The 13,456-nt window shown below is 62.3% G+C and carries 11 protein-coding genes; 6 read left to right on the top strand and 5 right to left on the bottom strand.

The features are described from left to right. The 4 genes from lon to VEK15_15340 all read left to right on the top strand — a co-directional run. Positions 1-1,751 (top strand): endopeptidase La (gene lon, locus VEK15_15355; protein HXV62075.1); only part of this gene is annotated, 1,751 nt, incomplete at its 5' end. Between the two features lie 9 nt (positions 1,752-1,760). Next, the gene (locus VEK15_15350; GenBank protein ID HXV62074.1) at positions 1,761-2,753 is read left to right on the top strand and encodes a J domain-containing protein; all 993 of its coding nucleotides are present in this window, start codon (positions 1,761-1,763) and stop codon (positions 2,751-2,753) included. Then, positions 2,750-3,781 carry an ATP-grasp domain-containing protein gene (locus tag VEK15_15345; protein ID HXV62073.1) on the top strand — a complete coding sequence of 344 codons (1,032 nt, stop codon included), beginning with the start codon at positions 2,750-2,752 and terminating at the stop codon, positions 3,779-3,781. Before VEK15_15350 ends, VEK15_15345 begins: the two co-directional genes overlap by 4 nt. 403 nt (positions 3,782-4,184) lie before the next feature. Next, a complete protein-coding gene (locus tag VEK15_15340; protein ID HXV62072.1) occupies positions 4,185-5,963 on the top strand; it encodes an APC family permease in 1,779 nt (592 codons plus the stop codon). Between the two features lie 3 nt (positions 5,964-5,966). On the opposite strand, the gene prfB is transcribed toward VEK15_15340, so the two are convergent. From prfB to VEK15_15325, 3 genes are all read right to left on the bottom strand, one after another. Then, positions 5,967-7,056 (bottom strand): peptide chain release factor 2 gene (prfB, locus tag VEK15_15335; GenBank protein ID HXV62071.1). Its coding sequence is split into 2 segments (ribosomal slippage): positions 5,967-6,986 and positions 6,988-7,056, totalling 1,089 coding nucleotides; the frame shifts between segments, so codons are not numbered across the junction. 15 nt (positions 7,057-7,071) lie between these two features. Then, a complete protein-coding gene (locus VEK15_15330) occupies positions 7,072-7,758 on the bottom strand; it encodes an SPOR domain-containing protein (GenBank protein HXV62070.1) in 687 nt (228 codons plus the stop codon). An 88-nt stretch (positions 7,759-7,846) separates the two neighbouring features. Next, positions 7,847-8,977 carry a DUF4388 domain-containing protein gene (locus tag VEK15_15325; GenBank protein HXV62069.1) on the bottom strand — a complete coding sequence of 377 codons (1,131 nt, stop codon included), beginning with the start codon at positions 8,975-8,977 and terminating at the stop codon, positions 7,847-7,849. Positions 8,978-9,151: 174 nt separating this feature from the next. Here VEK15_15325 and VEK15_15320 point away from each other — a divergent pair, with 174 nt between their 5' ends. Continuing rightward, the gene (locus tag VEK15_15320) at positions 9,152-10,990 is read left to right on the top strand and encodes a hypothetical protein (protein HXV62068.1); all 1,839 of its coding nucleotides are present in this window, start codon (positions 9,152-9,154) and stop codon (positions 10,988-10,990) included. Here VEK15_15320 and greA read toward each other — a convergent pair. Beyond that, a complete protein-coding gene (gene greA, locus VEK15_15315) occupies positions 10,965-11,462 on the bottom strand; it encodes a transcription elongation factor GreA (GenBank protein ID HXV62067.1) in 498 nt (165 codons plus the stop codon). The genes VEK15_15320 and greA overlap by 26 nt on opposite strands. Positions 11,463-11,514: 52 nt before the next feature. Between greA and VEK15_15310 the strand changes: the two genes are divergently transcribed. Beyond that, the gene (locus VEK15_15310; GenBank protein ID HXV62066.1) at positions 11,515-12,246 is read left to right on the top strand and encodes an RNA methyltransferase; all 732 of its coding nucleotides are present in this window, start codon (positions 11,515-11,517) and stop codon (positions 12,244-12,246) included. A 316-nt stretch (positions 12,247-12,562) separates the two neighbouring features. Here VEK15_15310 and VEK15_15305 read toward each other — a convergent pair whose 3' ends face one another. After that, positions 12,563-13,186 carry a hypothetical protein gene (locus tag VEK15_15305; protein ID HXV62065.1) on the bottom strand — a complete coding sequence of 208 codons (624 nt, stop codon included), beginning with the start codon at positions 13,184-13,186 and terminating at the stop codon, positions 12,563-12,565. Between the last annotated feature and the right edge of the window lie 270 nt (positions 13,187-13,456).

Genomic DNA, 13,456 nt, shown 5'->3' with positions numbered 1-13,456 from the left:
AGAACGAGGTTGGTCGAACTCAGCGCGAGTACTACCTCCGGGAGCAGATGAAGGCGATCCAGAAGGAGCTCGGGGAAAGCGACGAGAACGCCAAGGAGATCGAGGAGCTTCGCCAGAAGATCCAGGAAGCCAAGATGCCCGAGGAGGCAGAAAAGGAAGCCATCCGCGAGCTAAACCGTCTGTCCAAGATCCCCCCCGCGTCCGCCGAATATACGGTCGGTCGCACGTATCTGGACTGGCTCGTTCGCGTTCCCTGGGCGAAGAAGACCGCGGACGTGTACGACATTCCAAAGGCCAAGGAGATTCTCGAAGCCGACCACTACGACCTCGAGAAGGTCAAGGATCGAATCCTCGAGTTTCTCGCGGTACGCAAGATGAAGCCCGACATCAAGGGCCCCATTCTGTGCTTCGTGGGACCTCCCGGAGTGGGCAAGACCAGCCTCGGCCGATCGATCGCAAAGGCGCTCGGAAGGGAGTTCGTCCGCTTGAGCCTCGGCGGCATCCGCGACGAAGCCGAGATCCGCGGCCATCGACGGACTTATATCGGAGCGCTCCCCGGCCAGATCATCCAGAGCCTCTGTCGCGCGGGGTCGAAGAATCCCGTCTTCATGCTCGACGAGGTCGACAAGCTGGGCATGGACTTTCGCGGCGATCCGGCTTCCGCTCTTCTCGAGGTTCTCGATCCCGAGCAAAACGACACCTTCCGCGATCACTACATCGACCTTCCCTTCGATCTCTCCGAGGTTCTCTTCATCGCGACGGCAAACATGATGGATCCGATCCCTCCGGCCTTGAAGGATCGCATGGAGGTCATCAATCTGGCGGGCTACACCGAAGAGGAGAAGATTCAAATCGCCGAACGCCACCTGATTCCACGCCAGCTCGACAACCACGGCCTCGCCGACGAGAGCGTGTCTCCGAAGTTCGAGCGGGAGACGATCTCGCACATCATCCGCTATTACACCCGAGAGGCCGGGCTTCGCAACTTGGAGCGCTCCATTGCCACGATCTGCCGCAAGGCGGCGCGGAAGCTGGCGGAAGGGGCGGTCACTCCGCTGCACGCCACCCCCGATGCTCTTCAGGAGCTCCTCGGGGCGCCGACCTCGCTGTCGCGCGAGCTCGACGAGCGCGTGAAGGTACCCGGAGTCGTCGTCGGCCTCGCCTGGACTCCCGTCGGAGGAGACATTCTCTTCGTCGAAGCCTCGAAGCTGCAGGGCGCCAAGAACCTCACTCTGACCGGTCAGCTAGGGGACGTCATGAAGGAGTCGGCAAGCGCCGCGCTCACCTGGGTGCGGGCCCACGGCCTCGAGCTGGGTCTCAGCGGGGACTTCTATCGCAAGCTCGACATCCATCTGCACGTACCCGAGGGCTCCACACCGAAGGATGGACCCTCGGCAGGGGTCACGATGGTCTCGGCGCTCGTTTCGATTCTCACCGATACGCCGGCGAGAGCCGACGTTGCCATGACCGGTGAAATCACTCTCTCGGGTCACGTGCTTCCCATCGGCGGCATCAAGGAAAAACTTCTCGCGGCCCACCGGTATGGGATCAAGGAAGTCATCATTCCCAAGCTCAACGAGAAAGCGATGCTGGAGGATCTGCCAGAAGAGATCCGGAAGGCGATGAAGATCCACCTCGTCTCGAGCGTCGACGAAGCGCTTGCCATCGTGTTTCCTGACCTCTCGGTCAAGCTCACGCCGCAGGCGCCGCCGCCGGGGGGCCGTCCGGGTCGCGAGCTTCGGGTCCAATGAGCCCCGCCGGTGGACTACAAGAATTATTACGATGTGCTGGGCGTCAAGAAGGACGCTACTGACAAGGAGATCAAACAGGCTTTTCGCAAGCTCGCGCGCAAGTACCACCCCGACGTCAATCCCGGCGACCGAGGGGCGGAGCAGAAGTTCAAGGAGCTCAACGAGGCGCACGAGGTCCTCTCCGATCCGGAAAAACGGCGTAAGTACGACCAGCTCGGGGCGAACTGGAAACAGTATGAGCAGTACGCGCGTCAACAGCCCGGCGGATTCCCCGGATTCGGTGGCGTGCGCGTGGATTTTGGCGGTGGGGGCGGCGGGTTCTCGGATTTCTTCCGGACGTTCTTCGGCGGCGGCATCGACCTCGACGACCTCTTCAGCCAGGTAGGCGGCGGGTTCCGCGGAGCGAGGCCGCGACGCGGGACGGAGTCGAGAGGCTTTCAGGGTTTTGGAGAACCTCCGCCTCCAACTCACACCGCGCGGAACATCGCCGGTACGATCGAGGTGAGCATCGAAGAGGCCTATCGCGGCACGACCAAGCGCCTGACGATCGAGAATCGCACCGGCGTGGAAACGATCGACGTGCGCATCCCTGCGGGCGTCAGGGACGGCTCGAAGATTCGCGTCGCCGGCAAAGGCGGCGCTGCCGGCGACCTGTACCTCGAAGTGAAGACGAGGCCTCATCCGCTCTACCGCCGGGAGGGGGACGATCTCTATATCGATGTACCGGTGACCTTCGCCGAGGCGGCGCTCGGCGCCGAGATCGAGGTCCCTACCCTTTCCGGCAAGGCTCGTATCAAGGTGCCTCCCGGCACTCAGACCGGCCGCCGCTTGAGGCTCAAGGGCAAGGGTATGCCGCGGCTCAAGGGCGACGGCACGGGAGACTTGTTCGTCAAGATACAGGTCGTCGTCCCCAAGCAGCTCAACACCCGAGAGCTCGAGCTGGTAAAGGAGCTGGCGTCGCTCCGTGCCGAAAACCCGCGCGCTCATCTCGGCTGTACGTGAGCGTCATCGTTCTCTTCGGCGGAGACGGAACCGAGCACCGCGTTTCCGTTGCCTCCGCGCAGAACCTGGCGCAAGTTCTCGAAGACGCGGCGCTGTGGTACTGGCGCCGCGACGGCTCGTTGTCTTCCGTATCGCGGCTCGAACTGCTCCGCTTCGAGAAGCCGTTCGAAGCGGACTTCGCGCCCGCAGCCACCTCCGAATGGCCCGACCTTCCCACGGCGTTGAGCTCTTCCCCAGCGGAGAACGCGACGTTCTTCCTCGCGCTCCATGGGGGTTCGGGAGAGAACGGAACGGTCCAGGCGCTCCTCGAATCGCGCGGACTCGCGTTCACCGGCTCGGGCTCGGAATCGAGCCGGCTTGCGTTCGACAAGAACGCGGCACGGAACGCCTTGAGAGCCCGGGGAGCTCGGGTTGCGGATGGGGAAATCTTGACGTCCGATTCCGCGACTCATGAGCGAGTTGGACGCCTGTTCGAGCGCCACGAGAAGATCGTTCTCAAGCCGGTGGCCGACGGGTCGAGTCACGGACTCAGGGTGATCACCACCGAGCGAGAGCTTTCCGATGCCATCGCCGCCGTAAGGCGCAGCGAGGTCGATTACCTCGCCGAGGCGTTCGTCGCTGGCCGTGAGCTCACGATCGGAATCGTGGAACGAAGCGGAGAGACCATTGCCCTGCCCTGCTCGGAGGTCATTCTCGAGTCGGGCCGTACCTTCGACTACGAGGGCAAGTACCTCGGCCGGGGCTCCCTCGAGGTGACGCCCGCAGAAGTGCCACCTGACGTGGCGAGCTCCGCCCAGGCGGTGGCTCGAATCGCCCACGCGACGCTCGGCTGTGTCGGTTATTCCCGCACCGACGTCATCCTCTCCCGCGAAGGAGTCGTCTTTCTCGAGCTCAACACGCTTCCCGGCTTGACGCGAGCGTCCTTCATCCCTCAGCAACTCGGGGCGGCCGGAATTCCTCTGCGGGGTTTCGTGGCCGACCAGCTCGAGATCGCCCGCCGGCGGCGGCCGGCCCAGTTGAAACCGTGATGGCTCGTTGTCAGAATGTGACAGCCTTCAAGCGACACGGTTCAAGGAGAGTGAGATTCATGATTCATTTGCAGGGCGGCGGCCGGCTCGCGCCCGGAATGGTCGTTGCCGGCTCGGAGCTCGTTCCCGCCCAGGATCCGGTCCCGGTAGGTTCTTCGTCGACATCGATGAGGAGCCATCGAGCTCGGAAGTCGATTCGGGTCGCGCCAAAGCGTAACTGATCGGGAAGCCTGCCGTGACTCTGCGACCCGCTCGGACGAAGGACGGCGACCGAGCTTTCGCCCCGGAATCCCCGCTCGCGGGCAAAGTTCACGAAGCCTTCAGCCAGTTGACCCCGCGGTCGCCCTGATCCGCGGGCTCCACCACCTGACTTTTCTCGAGGGAACGGCTGCCGCGCGATCTCATGCCCGACAAAGACGTCGAAAACAAGTCCCGCAAGCACACCACGGCGCACAAACGCGGTGGGCTGAAGGAGCTGCCCGCCACTGCGATCTGCGGAAACGACATCACCTCGTCCTGCCTCTATGTTTCCGCGCTCGCCATCATTGCCGGAGGCAAATGGGCCTGGATTTCCCTTCTCATCGTGGCCGCGGTTCTGTTCTTGTTTCGAGGGGTCTACGCGGAGGTGGTCGGTGCCCTGCCCCTGAACGGAGGCGCCTACAACGCCCTGCTGAACACCACCAGCAAGCGAATGGCGTCCGTCGCCGCCTGCCTTACCGTGCTCTCTTATATGGCGACCGCAGTCATATCGGCGAGCGAAGCCATGCACTATGCTCACGCCCTGTGGGAGCGCATTCCCGTCATACCCGCCACCGTCGCACTCATGGCGGTCTTCATGGTGCTCACCATCCTGGGCATTCAGGAGTCATCCCGAGTCGCCGTCTTCATCTTCCTCTTCCACCTTTCGAGCTTGACGCTCCTGCTCGGAGTCGGTCTGCTGTCCCTCATGACCCAAGGTCTCGAGGTGTTCGCCGAGAACATGGCGCGCCCGACCGATAGCGTCTCGCGATCGCTTTTCTTCGGCTTCGCCGCCGCCATGCTGGGGATATCCGGCTTCGAGAGCTCCGCCAACTTCGTCGAGGAGCAGGCCGAAGGGGTGTTTCCCAAGACCCTTCGCAACATGTGGGCGGCGGTCAGCTTCTTCAACCCCGCCATGGCGCTCCTGGCACTGGCCCTGGTACCCATCGGCGAGGTACCGGGACATCGCGAGAACCTTCTCGCCCACATGGGAGGACTCGCCGGAGGCGGCTGGCTTTCATGGCTCGTCTCGGTCGATGCCGTCTTGGTCCTGAGCGGCGCGGTCCTCACGTCGTTCATCGGGGTTACGGGTCTGGTGAGGAGAATGACCCTCGATCGGGTGCTGCCGCAGTTCTTTCTGAAGACGAACCGGCGCGGGACGGCGCATCGGATCATCTTTGCCTTCTTCCTGCTCTCCGCATCGATCCTCTTCATCACCGGAGGCGACATCGAAGCCCTCGCCGGCGTCTACACGATCTCGTTCCTCGCGGTGATGGCCCTCTTCGGTCTCGGAAACGTATTGCTCAAGACGAGACGTTCCCGCCTCCCGCGTCCTTCACGGGTTTCATGGCCCATCGTACTCGTCGGGATCGCGGCGGTCTTCGTGGGACTCGCCGGAAACATCATCATGCATCCTGCCTATTTCCGGGTGTTCCTCGCCTATTTCATTCCCAGCCTGCTCGTCGCCCTCGTCATGCTGGGGCGCATCGGTATCCTCAAGGTCTGCCTCTTTTTCGTGCGGCGCGTGAGTGAGACCGTTGCCGGCATCACCAACGCACTCGCCACCGCGATTCGAGGCAAGATGGACGAGATCAACGCGCAGCAGGTCGTCTTCTTCACCCGCGGCGAGAGCTTGCACAACCTCAACGAAGCGATGCTCTACGTCCGAAACAACGAGCACACCAACCGGATCAAAGTAGTCACCGTGGTACAGGACGAAAAAGAAGTCCCCGCGCGACTCGAGCGTGATCTGAAGTTTCTCGACGAGGCCTATCCCGAGATCGACATCGAGTTCGTGGTGGAGAAGGGAGAGTTCGGCCCCAAGCTCATCAAGAAGCTATCCAAGGAATGGAAGATCCCGACGAACTTCATGTTCATCGCCTCACCCGGGGACCATTTCCTCTTCGGCCTAGCGGAGCTCGGAGGCGTACGGCTGATTATCTAGCGATCAGCGCCGGCCGAGAAGAAAGGCCTTGATGAATGGATCGATGTCTCCGTTCATGACCCGATCCACGTCTCCCACCTCGACCTTGGTTCGATGGTCTTTCACCAGCCGATAAGGCTGGAACACGTAGGATCGAATCTGGCTTCCCCAGGCGATTTCTTTCTTCCCCTCGTGCATCCGTTCGACCTTCTCTTGCTGCTCCTTGAGCTTCAAGTCGTACAGCCGCGCCCTCAAAACTTTCATCGCCACGTCCCGGTTGCGATGTTGAGACCGTTCGTTCTGGCACTGCACGACGATCCCGGTGGGAAGGTGCGTGATGCGAACCGCGGAATCGGTGACGTTCACGTGCTGTCCGCCGCTTCCGCTCGAGCGATAGGTATCGATCCGCAAATCCTTCTCGTTGATCTCGACTTCGACATCCTCGTCGATCTCGGGAAAGACGAAGACGGACGCGAAGGAGGTGTGCCGCCTCTTGGCGGCGTCGAAAGGGGAAATGCGAACCAATCGATGAACGCCGACCTCGGCGCATAGATAGCCATAGGCGAACGGACCGCTCACGGTGAAGGTCGCGCTCTTGATCCCCGCTTCCTCGCCCTCCTGGTAATCGATCATCTCGGTCTTGAAATCTCTGCGCTCCGCCCATCTCAAGTACATGCGGAGCAGCATCTCCGCCCAATCCTGTGACTCGGTGCCTCCCGCCCCCGGGTGGATGCTGACGATCGCATTGGCGGCGTCGTGCTCGCCCCCGAGGAGTTTCTGGAGCTCGGCGGACTCGACTTCCTCTTCCCACTGGTCGAGGTGATGGGCCAGGTCGGCGGTCACGTTCTCGCCTTCACGGGCCCACTCGAGGAGGGTCTTGACCTCCTCTTCGCGATCCAGAAGCTTCTGGATCAAGTCGAGCTCGTCGCGGATGCGACCGCGCTCTCGCGCGAGCCTCTCCCCGAGCGTTGGATCCGACCAGACGTCGGGCTGGGATAACTTCTGCTCTACTTCTTGTAGCGACTTCTGCAGGTGGGCCGGGTCAAAGATAACCCCGGACGTCGTGGGCTCGACGCCCGAGGTCCTCGTACCGATCCGTCAGCTCTTCAATCATGGAATGATGAACTCTCTATTGGGTAACGTAAGGCCGAAATTTCTCCTCGGTCCGGAGCTTGGCCGCGACCTGCTCCGCCTCGGCGCGCGTCTCGAACCGGCCGACCCGAACTCGATGCAGCCCCGCGTCTCCCACGGCCTCGAGATAGGCGCGATATCTCTTGCCCTTCAGGCGGGTGAGGAGCGAGCGCGCCGCGTCCTCGGTTTTGAGCGCCACGACTTGAATCGTGAACGGGCCGCGGTCGGCGCCGATCACGGCGGGCTCGGGTGAAGGAGGAGACGGCGAAGCAGGCGGCGGGGATGTCGAGGCGACTTGCGGAGGCGGTGTCTTGGCTACCGGTTGTTGAACCGCGGGGCTCGGCTCGACGCTCTGACGCGCGGTGGTCTCGGGGCTGTCGGAGCGAACCGCATCGAGCTGCGTGTCGACCTCGTCTCGGGAGAGCCGCTGGGCATAGTCGAGCCTGGGCGTCTCCTTGCGCTCGGTCCGGAACCGAATGGACTCGGTGGCGGCATCCTTCGAACCCTCGGCCGCGATGTCGTTGCGGGAGGCCGCTAGGGTCGCGTCACGCACTCCACGGCCCACCATCACTCCGCAAAGAAACACGACCACGGCTATGGCGAGGGCGGCCATGAAAAAGAAGACTAGCTGCTTGTTGTTCAGCTGGACCTCGTAGTAGGCCCGGTCGTCGTAATCTTCTGCCATATCCTGAATCTCCCCTTCGAAGCTCGGGTAGACGTGATGTTTCTGGGAGGCTGTATTATACCTCAAGTTTTCCTTGAAGTAACAAGGTTTATGTTACCGGAAAACTGGGTTGGGCGTGGCTGAGGACACTCGTCGCCACCACCTCCTGGGAGGCCTTGCCGAACCGCCGCCCGATCTCGAGCAACAAGCCATACATGAGCTCGTTCAGTCCGTCGATCAGCACGGCTTTCTTCGCCTCGTGGGGACGATCGCCGAGGTTCTGGAGGAGCTGGTCGAAGTCCACCCTGCCCGCGGTTCCGAGCTCGATGCCTTCGAAGAGGAGGGGAAACTGCTTGGCAACATCCCGCATGACGTCTTCGGTGAACACCAGGGCCTGCTCCGGGTCGATTTTCTCGCGAATGAAGGCGCAGACCCCTTCGAAGTTCCGATTGTGGTGATCCACGATCTCCTGAAGCTCGTACTCGAGCTCGATCCCGCGTTTCTCGGATTCGTCCGTGCCGCCCCGCTCGAGCACGCCGGCGGCTACGAGTGCGAATAGAATTCGCAGGGTCTCGAAGTTGGGCAGGTAGCTCATCGCCAGAATCTGCTCCACGCTGAGCCTGCCGTTGACGAGAGAGAGCACCTGCGATTCGTCTTCGTCGAGATTGATCCGGTGAACCTGGCCTTCCGAGCTGTCGGCGGGCCGCAACACACTCTCGAGCGGGCCGACACCGGCATAGATACGAGTGAAATCGTTGAGGCGGCGGATCCCTTCGAGCACCACATTGCCCGAGTCGAGGTCGAGTACCATGGGCCCTTCGGCCGACAGATCCTTGATCACGAACTCGTACTCGCCCCGGGTCCACTCGAACAGACTGTAAACAATCGCCTCCGCGTGGCGATGGATTGCCACGAACAGATCATCGGGGGTGATGATGCTCTGATCGACGAGCACCGCACCCAGCTTCTTGTCGTGCTGAATCAGCTTGCTTGCCTCGAGCAGCTGCCGGACGGTGATCTTGCCCGACTTCAACAGGAACTCACCGAGGCGATCGTCCTGGGCGTTCGACATCGCGTAGATGATGCGGCCTTCCTTGAAATAAATCGCCTTCCATCGTCCGGCATCGTGGAAGTTCAGAATTCCGGTCTCCTTGCTCCGGCTTATGGAGGCCAAAAGCTCGGGCAGGCTGGACTCGGACAGGGACCCCCGAATGCTGAGCTCTTCACTCTCCAACGTCATGAAAGCTCCTTCCGCCTTGCCGGATCATCTCTCTCGGCCGGCGACGAGCCGTCATCGCGACGACCGCTTAGCAATCGAGACAACGAGCCTCGACCGGCAAGATCATGCCATCATCGGGTTTTGATTGACAAACGAATTATAGCAGATGGAAACACGTGTTAGCTTTGCCCGGGTATGAAGGGTCTGGGTATCGGTTTGCTCTTCGTCCTGTTGACGGGGCTTTTTACCTACCCGCTGAGCGTCCGTCCCGGTGAAGAGGCCCTGGACCTCGGCCCCGATACCCGTTTGTTTCTCTGGACCCTGGCATGGGACATCGAAGCACTCACGACCCGTCCCCTGTCGATCTTCGACGCCAACATCTTCTATCCCGAACCGAGAACGCTCGCCTATTCGGAGCACCAGCTCGGAAGCGCCCTGCTCGCGGCCCCGGTCATGCTGGCGTCGGGACAACTGCTCCTCTCGATGAACGTCGTTCTCTTGCTGTCCTGCCTCGGCTCGGGCCTGGCCGGCTTCTATCTAGGCCGCACCCTCGGCCTCGGCACCGGAGGCGCCCTCGTGACCGGAATCGTCTTCGCCCTGGCGCCGCCGCGTTTTTTCCGTCTCGGGCAACTTCATCTGGCGACGGTCCAATGGGTGCCCCTTTGCCTCGCCATGCTGCATCGCTATGCGTCGCACGGCCGGCTCGTCCATCTGCTCGGAGCCGTCCTCGCCTTCACCCTTCAGGCACTGTCGGGAGGGCAAACGGCTCTTTTCCTCGCACTCGCGGCGACGGGATTGCTCGTCCATCTCACGCTCGCGGGCAAGCTTCGACCCGAGAGCCCGCGCCATCGCGACGCAGCGATCGCCCTGACGCTTCTCGCGGTCCTCAACGTCCCATTCGTTGTCCCATACCTGCAGGTCAAGAAGGAGCTCGGACTCGAGCGCACCCTGGCCGAAGCTCGCGAGTGGTCGCCAAACGCCGCCAGCTTTGCCGCTTCCCCCACGCACCTCGACCGTCTGGTTCTTCGGACTTTCGGCTGGGAACGACCCATCCTGCGCGACGCCAAGGCGTATCTCTTTCCCGGCCTGTTCCCTTTGGTCCTCGCGGGCATCGGCTCGTTGCGCAAGCCGCCGTCTGGCTCGCGCCGCCTGCTCGTCATCGATGGGCTCATCGTCGCCTCCGCCGTCACCGCACTGGCTCTCGAGCTTCTGTCGGGCGTTCGTTTCGCGCTCGGCGGCTTCCGTTTCTCCGCGAGCGGAGGTGGGCGGGCGGCCATCGTTCTGGCGGCTCTCGTCGCCTTCCGCATCGTGCGATTCGGCCGGAGACCTTTCACGCTCGTCTCCCTCGATTACTACACTCTCCTCGCGGTGCTGTCTCTCTGGGTGAGCCTCGGTCCTGATGCAGGGCTGTACTCACTGCTCCATCGACTCGTGCCGGGCTTCGATCTCGTTCGGGTCCCCTCGCGTGCCACGCTCCTTACCGTCCTCGCGCTCGCCGTTCTTGCCGGGAGAGGCTACCGCAAGCTTCGTCTCGGCTCGCCTCGAATCGCGGCCCTGGTACTCGGCCTCGTGCTGCTCGAGCTCGCCGCCTTCCCCCTCGGGACCACTCCGTACGCGATTCCGACTTCGTCGATGGATCGCTGGCTCGCCGAGCAGCCCGAGCAAGGTGCGGTCGCCGTCTTCCCCGTCCCGGATCCGCGTGACGAGGTGGAATCGGCGAGACGGCACTCCGCATACATGCTGCAATCGATCGCCCATTTCCGGCCGTTGGTGAATGGATACAGCGGTTTTTTGCCCGAGGGCCATTCGCGGCTGTTCCGCCTGCTCGTCGATTTTCCAAACGAGGAGGGATTGACGGCGCTCGAAGGGATGGCGGTCCGATTCGCCGTGTTCCATCGTGACGCCTACGGGGCCAGCGAGTGGCGGAAACTGGAGGACTCCCTCCGGAGATTTTCCCGACGACTGGAGCCGAAAGGCTCGTTCGAAGACGGCCTGGTTTACGAGCTCGTCAGTCGAGATCGTCGAGATCGTTGAGGTCGACGAGATCGTGGATTGTGAGAAGCTTGACGATCTCGAAGTTCTTCAGCCCTCCCGGCGTCTGGACGCGAACCTCGTCGCCCTCCACCCGCCCGAGCAGTGCGCGGCCGATCGGTGAGGTGGTCGAGATGAGTCCCTTCGCCACGTCTGCCTCTTCGCTCACCACGAGCTTGTAGACGACCTCCGCTTCCTTGTCGACGTCGAAGAGCGTGACTTCGGAGCCAAAAGAGACTTTGCCCTCCGGGATCTTGTCGAAGTTCACCATCGACAGATTGGCGAGGCGCTTCCTCAGCTGTCCGAGACGAGCGTTGACGTACCCTTGACGCTCTTTGGCGGCGTCGTACTCGGCATTCTCCGAAAGGTCGCCGTGCTCGCGAGCCACCTTGAGGGCCTTGGGAAGCTCGACGTGGAGCTCCTCTTCGAGGGCTTTGATTTCGTCTTTCAGCTTGCCGAGAATGTCCTTCGACATCGAGTCTCGAAAATGATAGCGACCCCGATCGCCTCTGGCAAGAAAATCCGGTATGAAGCGCATCGGTAGCCCGGAAAATCCCCTGATCAAGAGTGTCCGACGCCTCGCACGCGCGAGACGGCGGGAGCCCACCATCCTCATCGAGGGTCAGAAGCTCGTGGCCGAGGCGCTCGAGGGCGAGACCGAAGTCCAGTCGATTCTGGTGTCTTCCGACGGGCCGCACGGGGTGTTTCCCGGAGCCATCGAGGTCGAGGCTCGCCTGTTCGAAAGGGCGAGCGGGCTCGACGCTCCCGACGGCGTGCTCGCCATGGCGCGGAGGCCGTCCCGTCCGCTCGAAGATCTGCCCACCGAGGGGCTTCTCGTGGTCTCCGTGGGCATCCAGCTGCCCGGGAACCTGGGAGCGGTCGCCCGGGTCGCGGAAGCCGCGAGCGCCGACGCACTCGTCGTCGTCAAGGGCTCCGCCGATCCCTTCGGGCCCAAAGCCATTCGAGGCTCGATGGGAAGCGTTCTGCGTCTGCCGGTCTTCGAGATCGACCAGCTCGACCCGCTGAGAGAGCGAGGTTACCGGTTCGCAGCCCTCACCCCGCACGGGGGCACCGATTTCCGCGAATGCGACTGGCGGCGCCCGCTCGCGATCTTGCTAGGGCGCGAGGGGGCGGGACTTCCAGCCTTGACACTGTCTCCCGATGACATGCGCGTTTCCATTCCGATGAAGGGGCGCGTGGAATCGCTCAACGTGGCGACCGCCGCCGCCCTCGTCCTGTATGAAGCGACTCGTCCCTAGCTCCCTACGGTATCTCGAAAGTTCGGTGACGTATTTTTTCGCGTTGAGGCCACATGACCCCAACGAGCCTCGTACTTGGCGAGGCTCGAGGAGCTCAGCCGAGATCGTTTCGTGTGAACTTCCATTGAAACGTCAAGCCATCGGCGACATTGCTTTTCGAAAGGCGCGATTTGTTCCAATAGACTATTGGATGCGAACGTACGATCTGGCGCCAGACGGGAGCCGGTTCCTGATGGTCCAGGGTGAAAACGAGCCTGGTTCGATGAGCTCGAACACCTCGGTTCCGGCGAGTCACGGCGCTGAACACCATTGGGCTTCAGCGCATCGCGGTCGCCTGGAGAAGTTGCCTTTGCTCGGCCGTCCAAAACAGGTCCGAGCGATCCGAATCGATCAGATCTCGCTCTTCCAGAGTGGCCTTCAAAACGCCTTGCTCCGTGTGGCTCGAGCGTAGAAAACGATGGGCAAGCTCATGCGCCAGGGTTCGGCCCAGGGCACGGGCCATGTGTTTCTCCGCGAGCGCGCGGCGATAGCTCGCGCGCCCTAGCACGGCCTTTCGAGAAACGTAGATGTCGGCGGACGGCTCGGTGGGTCTTGGGCCCAGCGTGATCGCAAGCGGCGCCCTTCCCTTGGAAATGCTCATCAGTCTGCGTAGGGACGGCGGGAGCTCCTCGAGAACGAAGGCTCTCGCCTGGTACGCTTCCACCGGGTCGGGAGGACGTTCCTCGAGCCAGACGATGCGCACGCCAGCCTCGGTATAGATGTGCTCCACCTCGACCTGAATCGCCCGGAGGAAGTCTTCGTTCAACCCCACGCAGTCCTGGACAAAAACGTGAAGCTCTGGCGCCGCTCCTTCTGCCCCTGCCGTGCCCCGCGAGGCGAGGGTGAGGGCGAGTGAAACGGACACAACCAGCCGGTTCGCCGCGACAGATCGAATCATCATCCTGCCTCCTTCGTGTGATGAGGCAGGTTGGGCGTGATCGCAGGACGCGCCAATACTCGCGCGCTGATCCGTGGCTGGTTTTAGGCTGATCGGCGCCGACCGATTAATTCATAGCAGACGCGAGGGTTATTCGGACTAATCGGGACGTGATCGCTTCTGGCGTCACGGTCCGGTCGTCACTCGGGACGATTCCGTCTACTTCAACAAGCCTTCGTTCGCATGAAGCTTGTGGTAATCGTGCATGGAAACGATTCTTATCCCCTCGTACGG

The organism is Vicinamibacteria bacterium, from assembly GCA_035620555.1.
Taxonomy (GTDB): Bacteria; Acidobacteriota; Vicinamibacteria; order Marinacidobacterales; family SMYC01; genus DASPGQ01.
This window is presented reverse-complemented; position numbering and strand designations above follow the sequence as displayed.

Excerpts from the sequence above, each read along its gene's own strand:
- VEK15_15340 (HXV62072.1), top strand. The coding sequence starts at position 4,185 with ATGCCCGACAAAGACGTCGAAAACAAGTCCCGCAAGCACACCACGGCG.
- VEK15_15330 (HXV62070.1), bottom strand. The coding sequence starts at position 7,758 with ATGGCAGAAGATTACGACGACCGGGCCTACTACGAGGTCCAGCTGAAC.
- VEK15_15325 (HXV62069.1), bottom strand. The coding sequence starts at position 8,977 with ATGACGTTGGAGAGTGAAGAGCTCAGCATTCGGGGGTCCCTGTCCGAG.
- VEK15_15320 (HXV62068.1), top strand. The coding sequence starts at position 9,152 with ATGAAGGGTCTGGGTATCGGTTTGCTCTTCGTCCTGTTGACGGGGCTT.
- greA (HXV62067.1), bottom strand. The coding sequence starts at position 11,462 with ATGTCGAAGGACATTCTCGGCAAGCTGAAAGACGAAATCAAAGCCCTC.
- VEK15_15310 (HXV62066.1), top strand. The coding sequence starts at position 11,515 with ATGAAGCGCATCGGTAGCCCGGAAAATCCCCTGATCAAGAGTGTCCGA.
- VEK15_15305 (HXV62065.1), bottom strand. The coding sequence starts at position 13,186 with ATGATGATTCGATCTGTCGCGGCGAACCGGCTGGTTGTGTCCGTTTCA.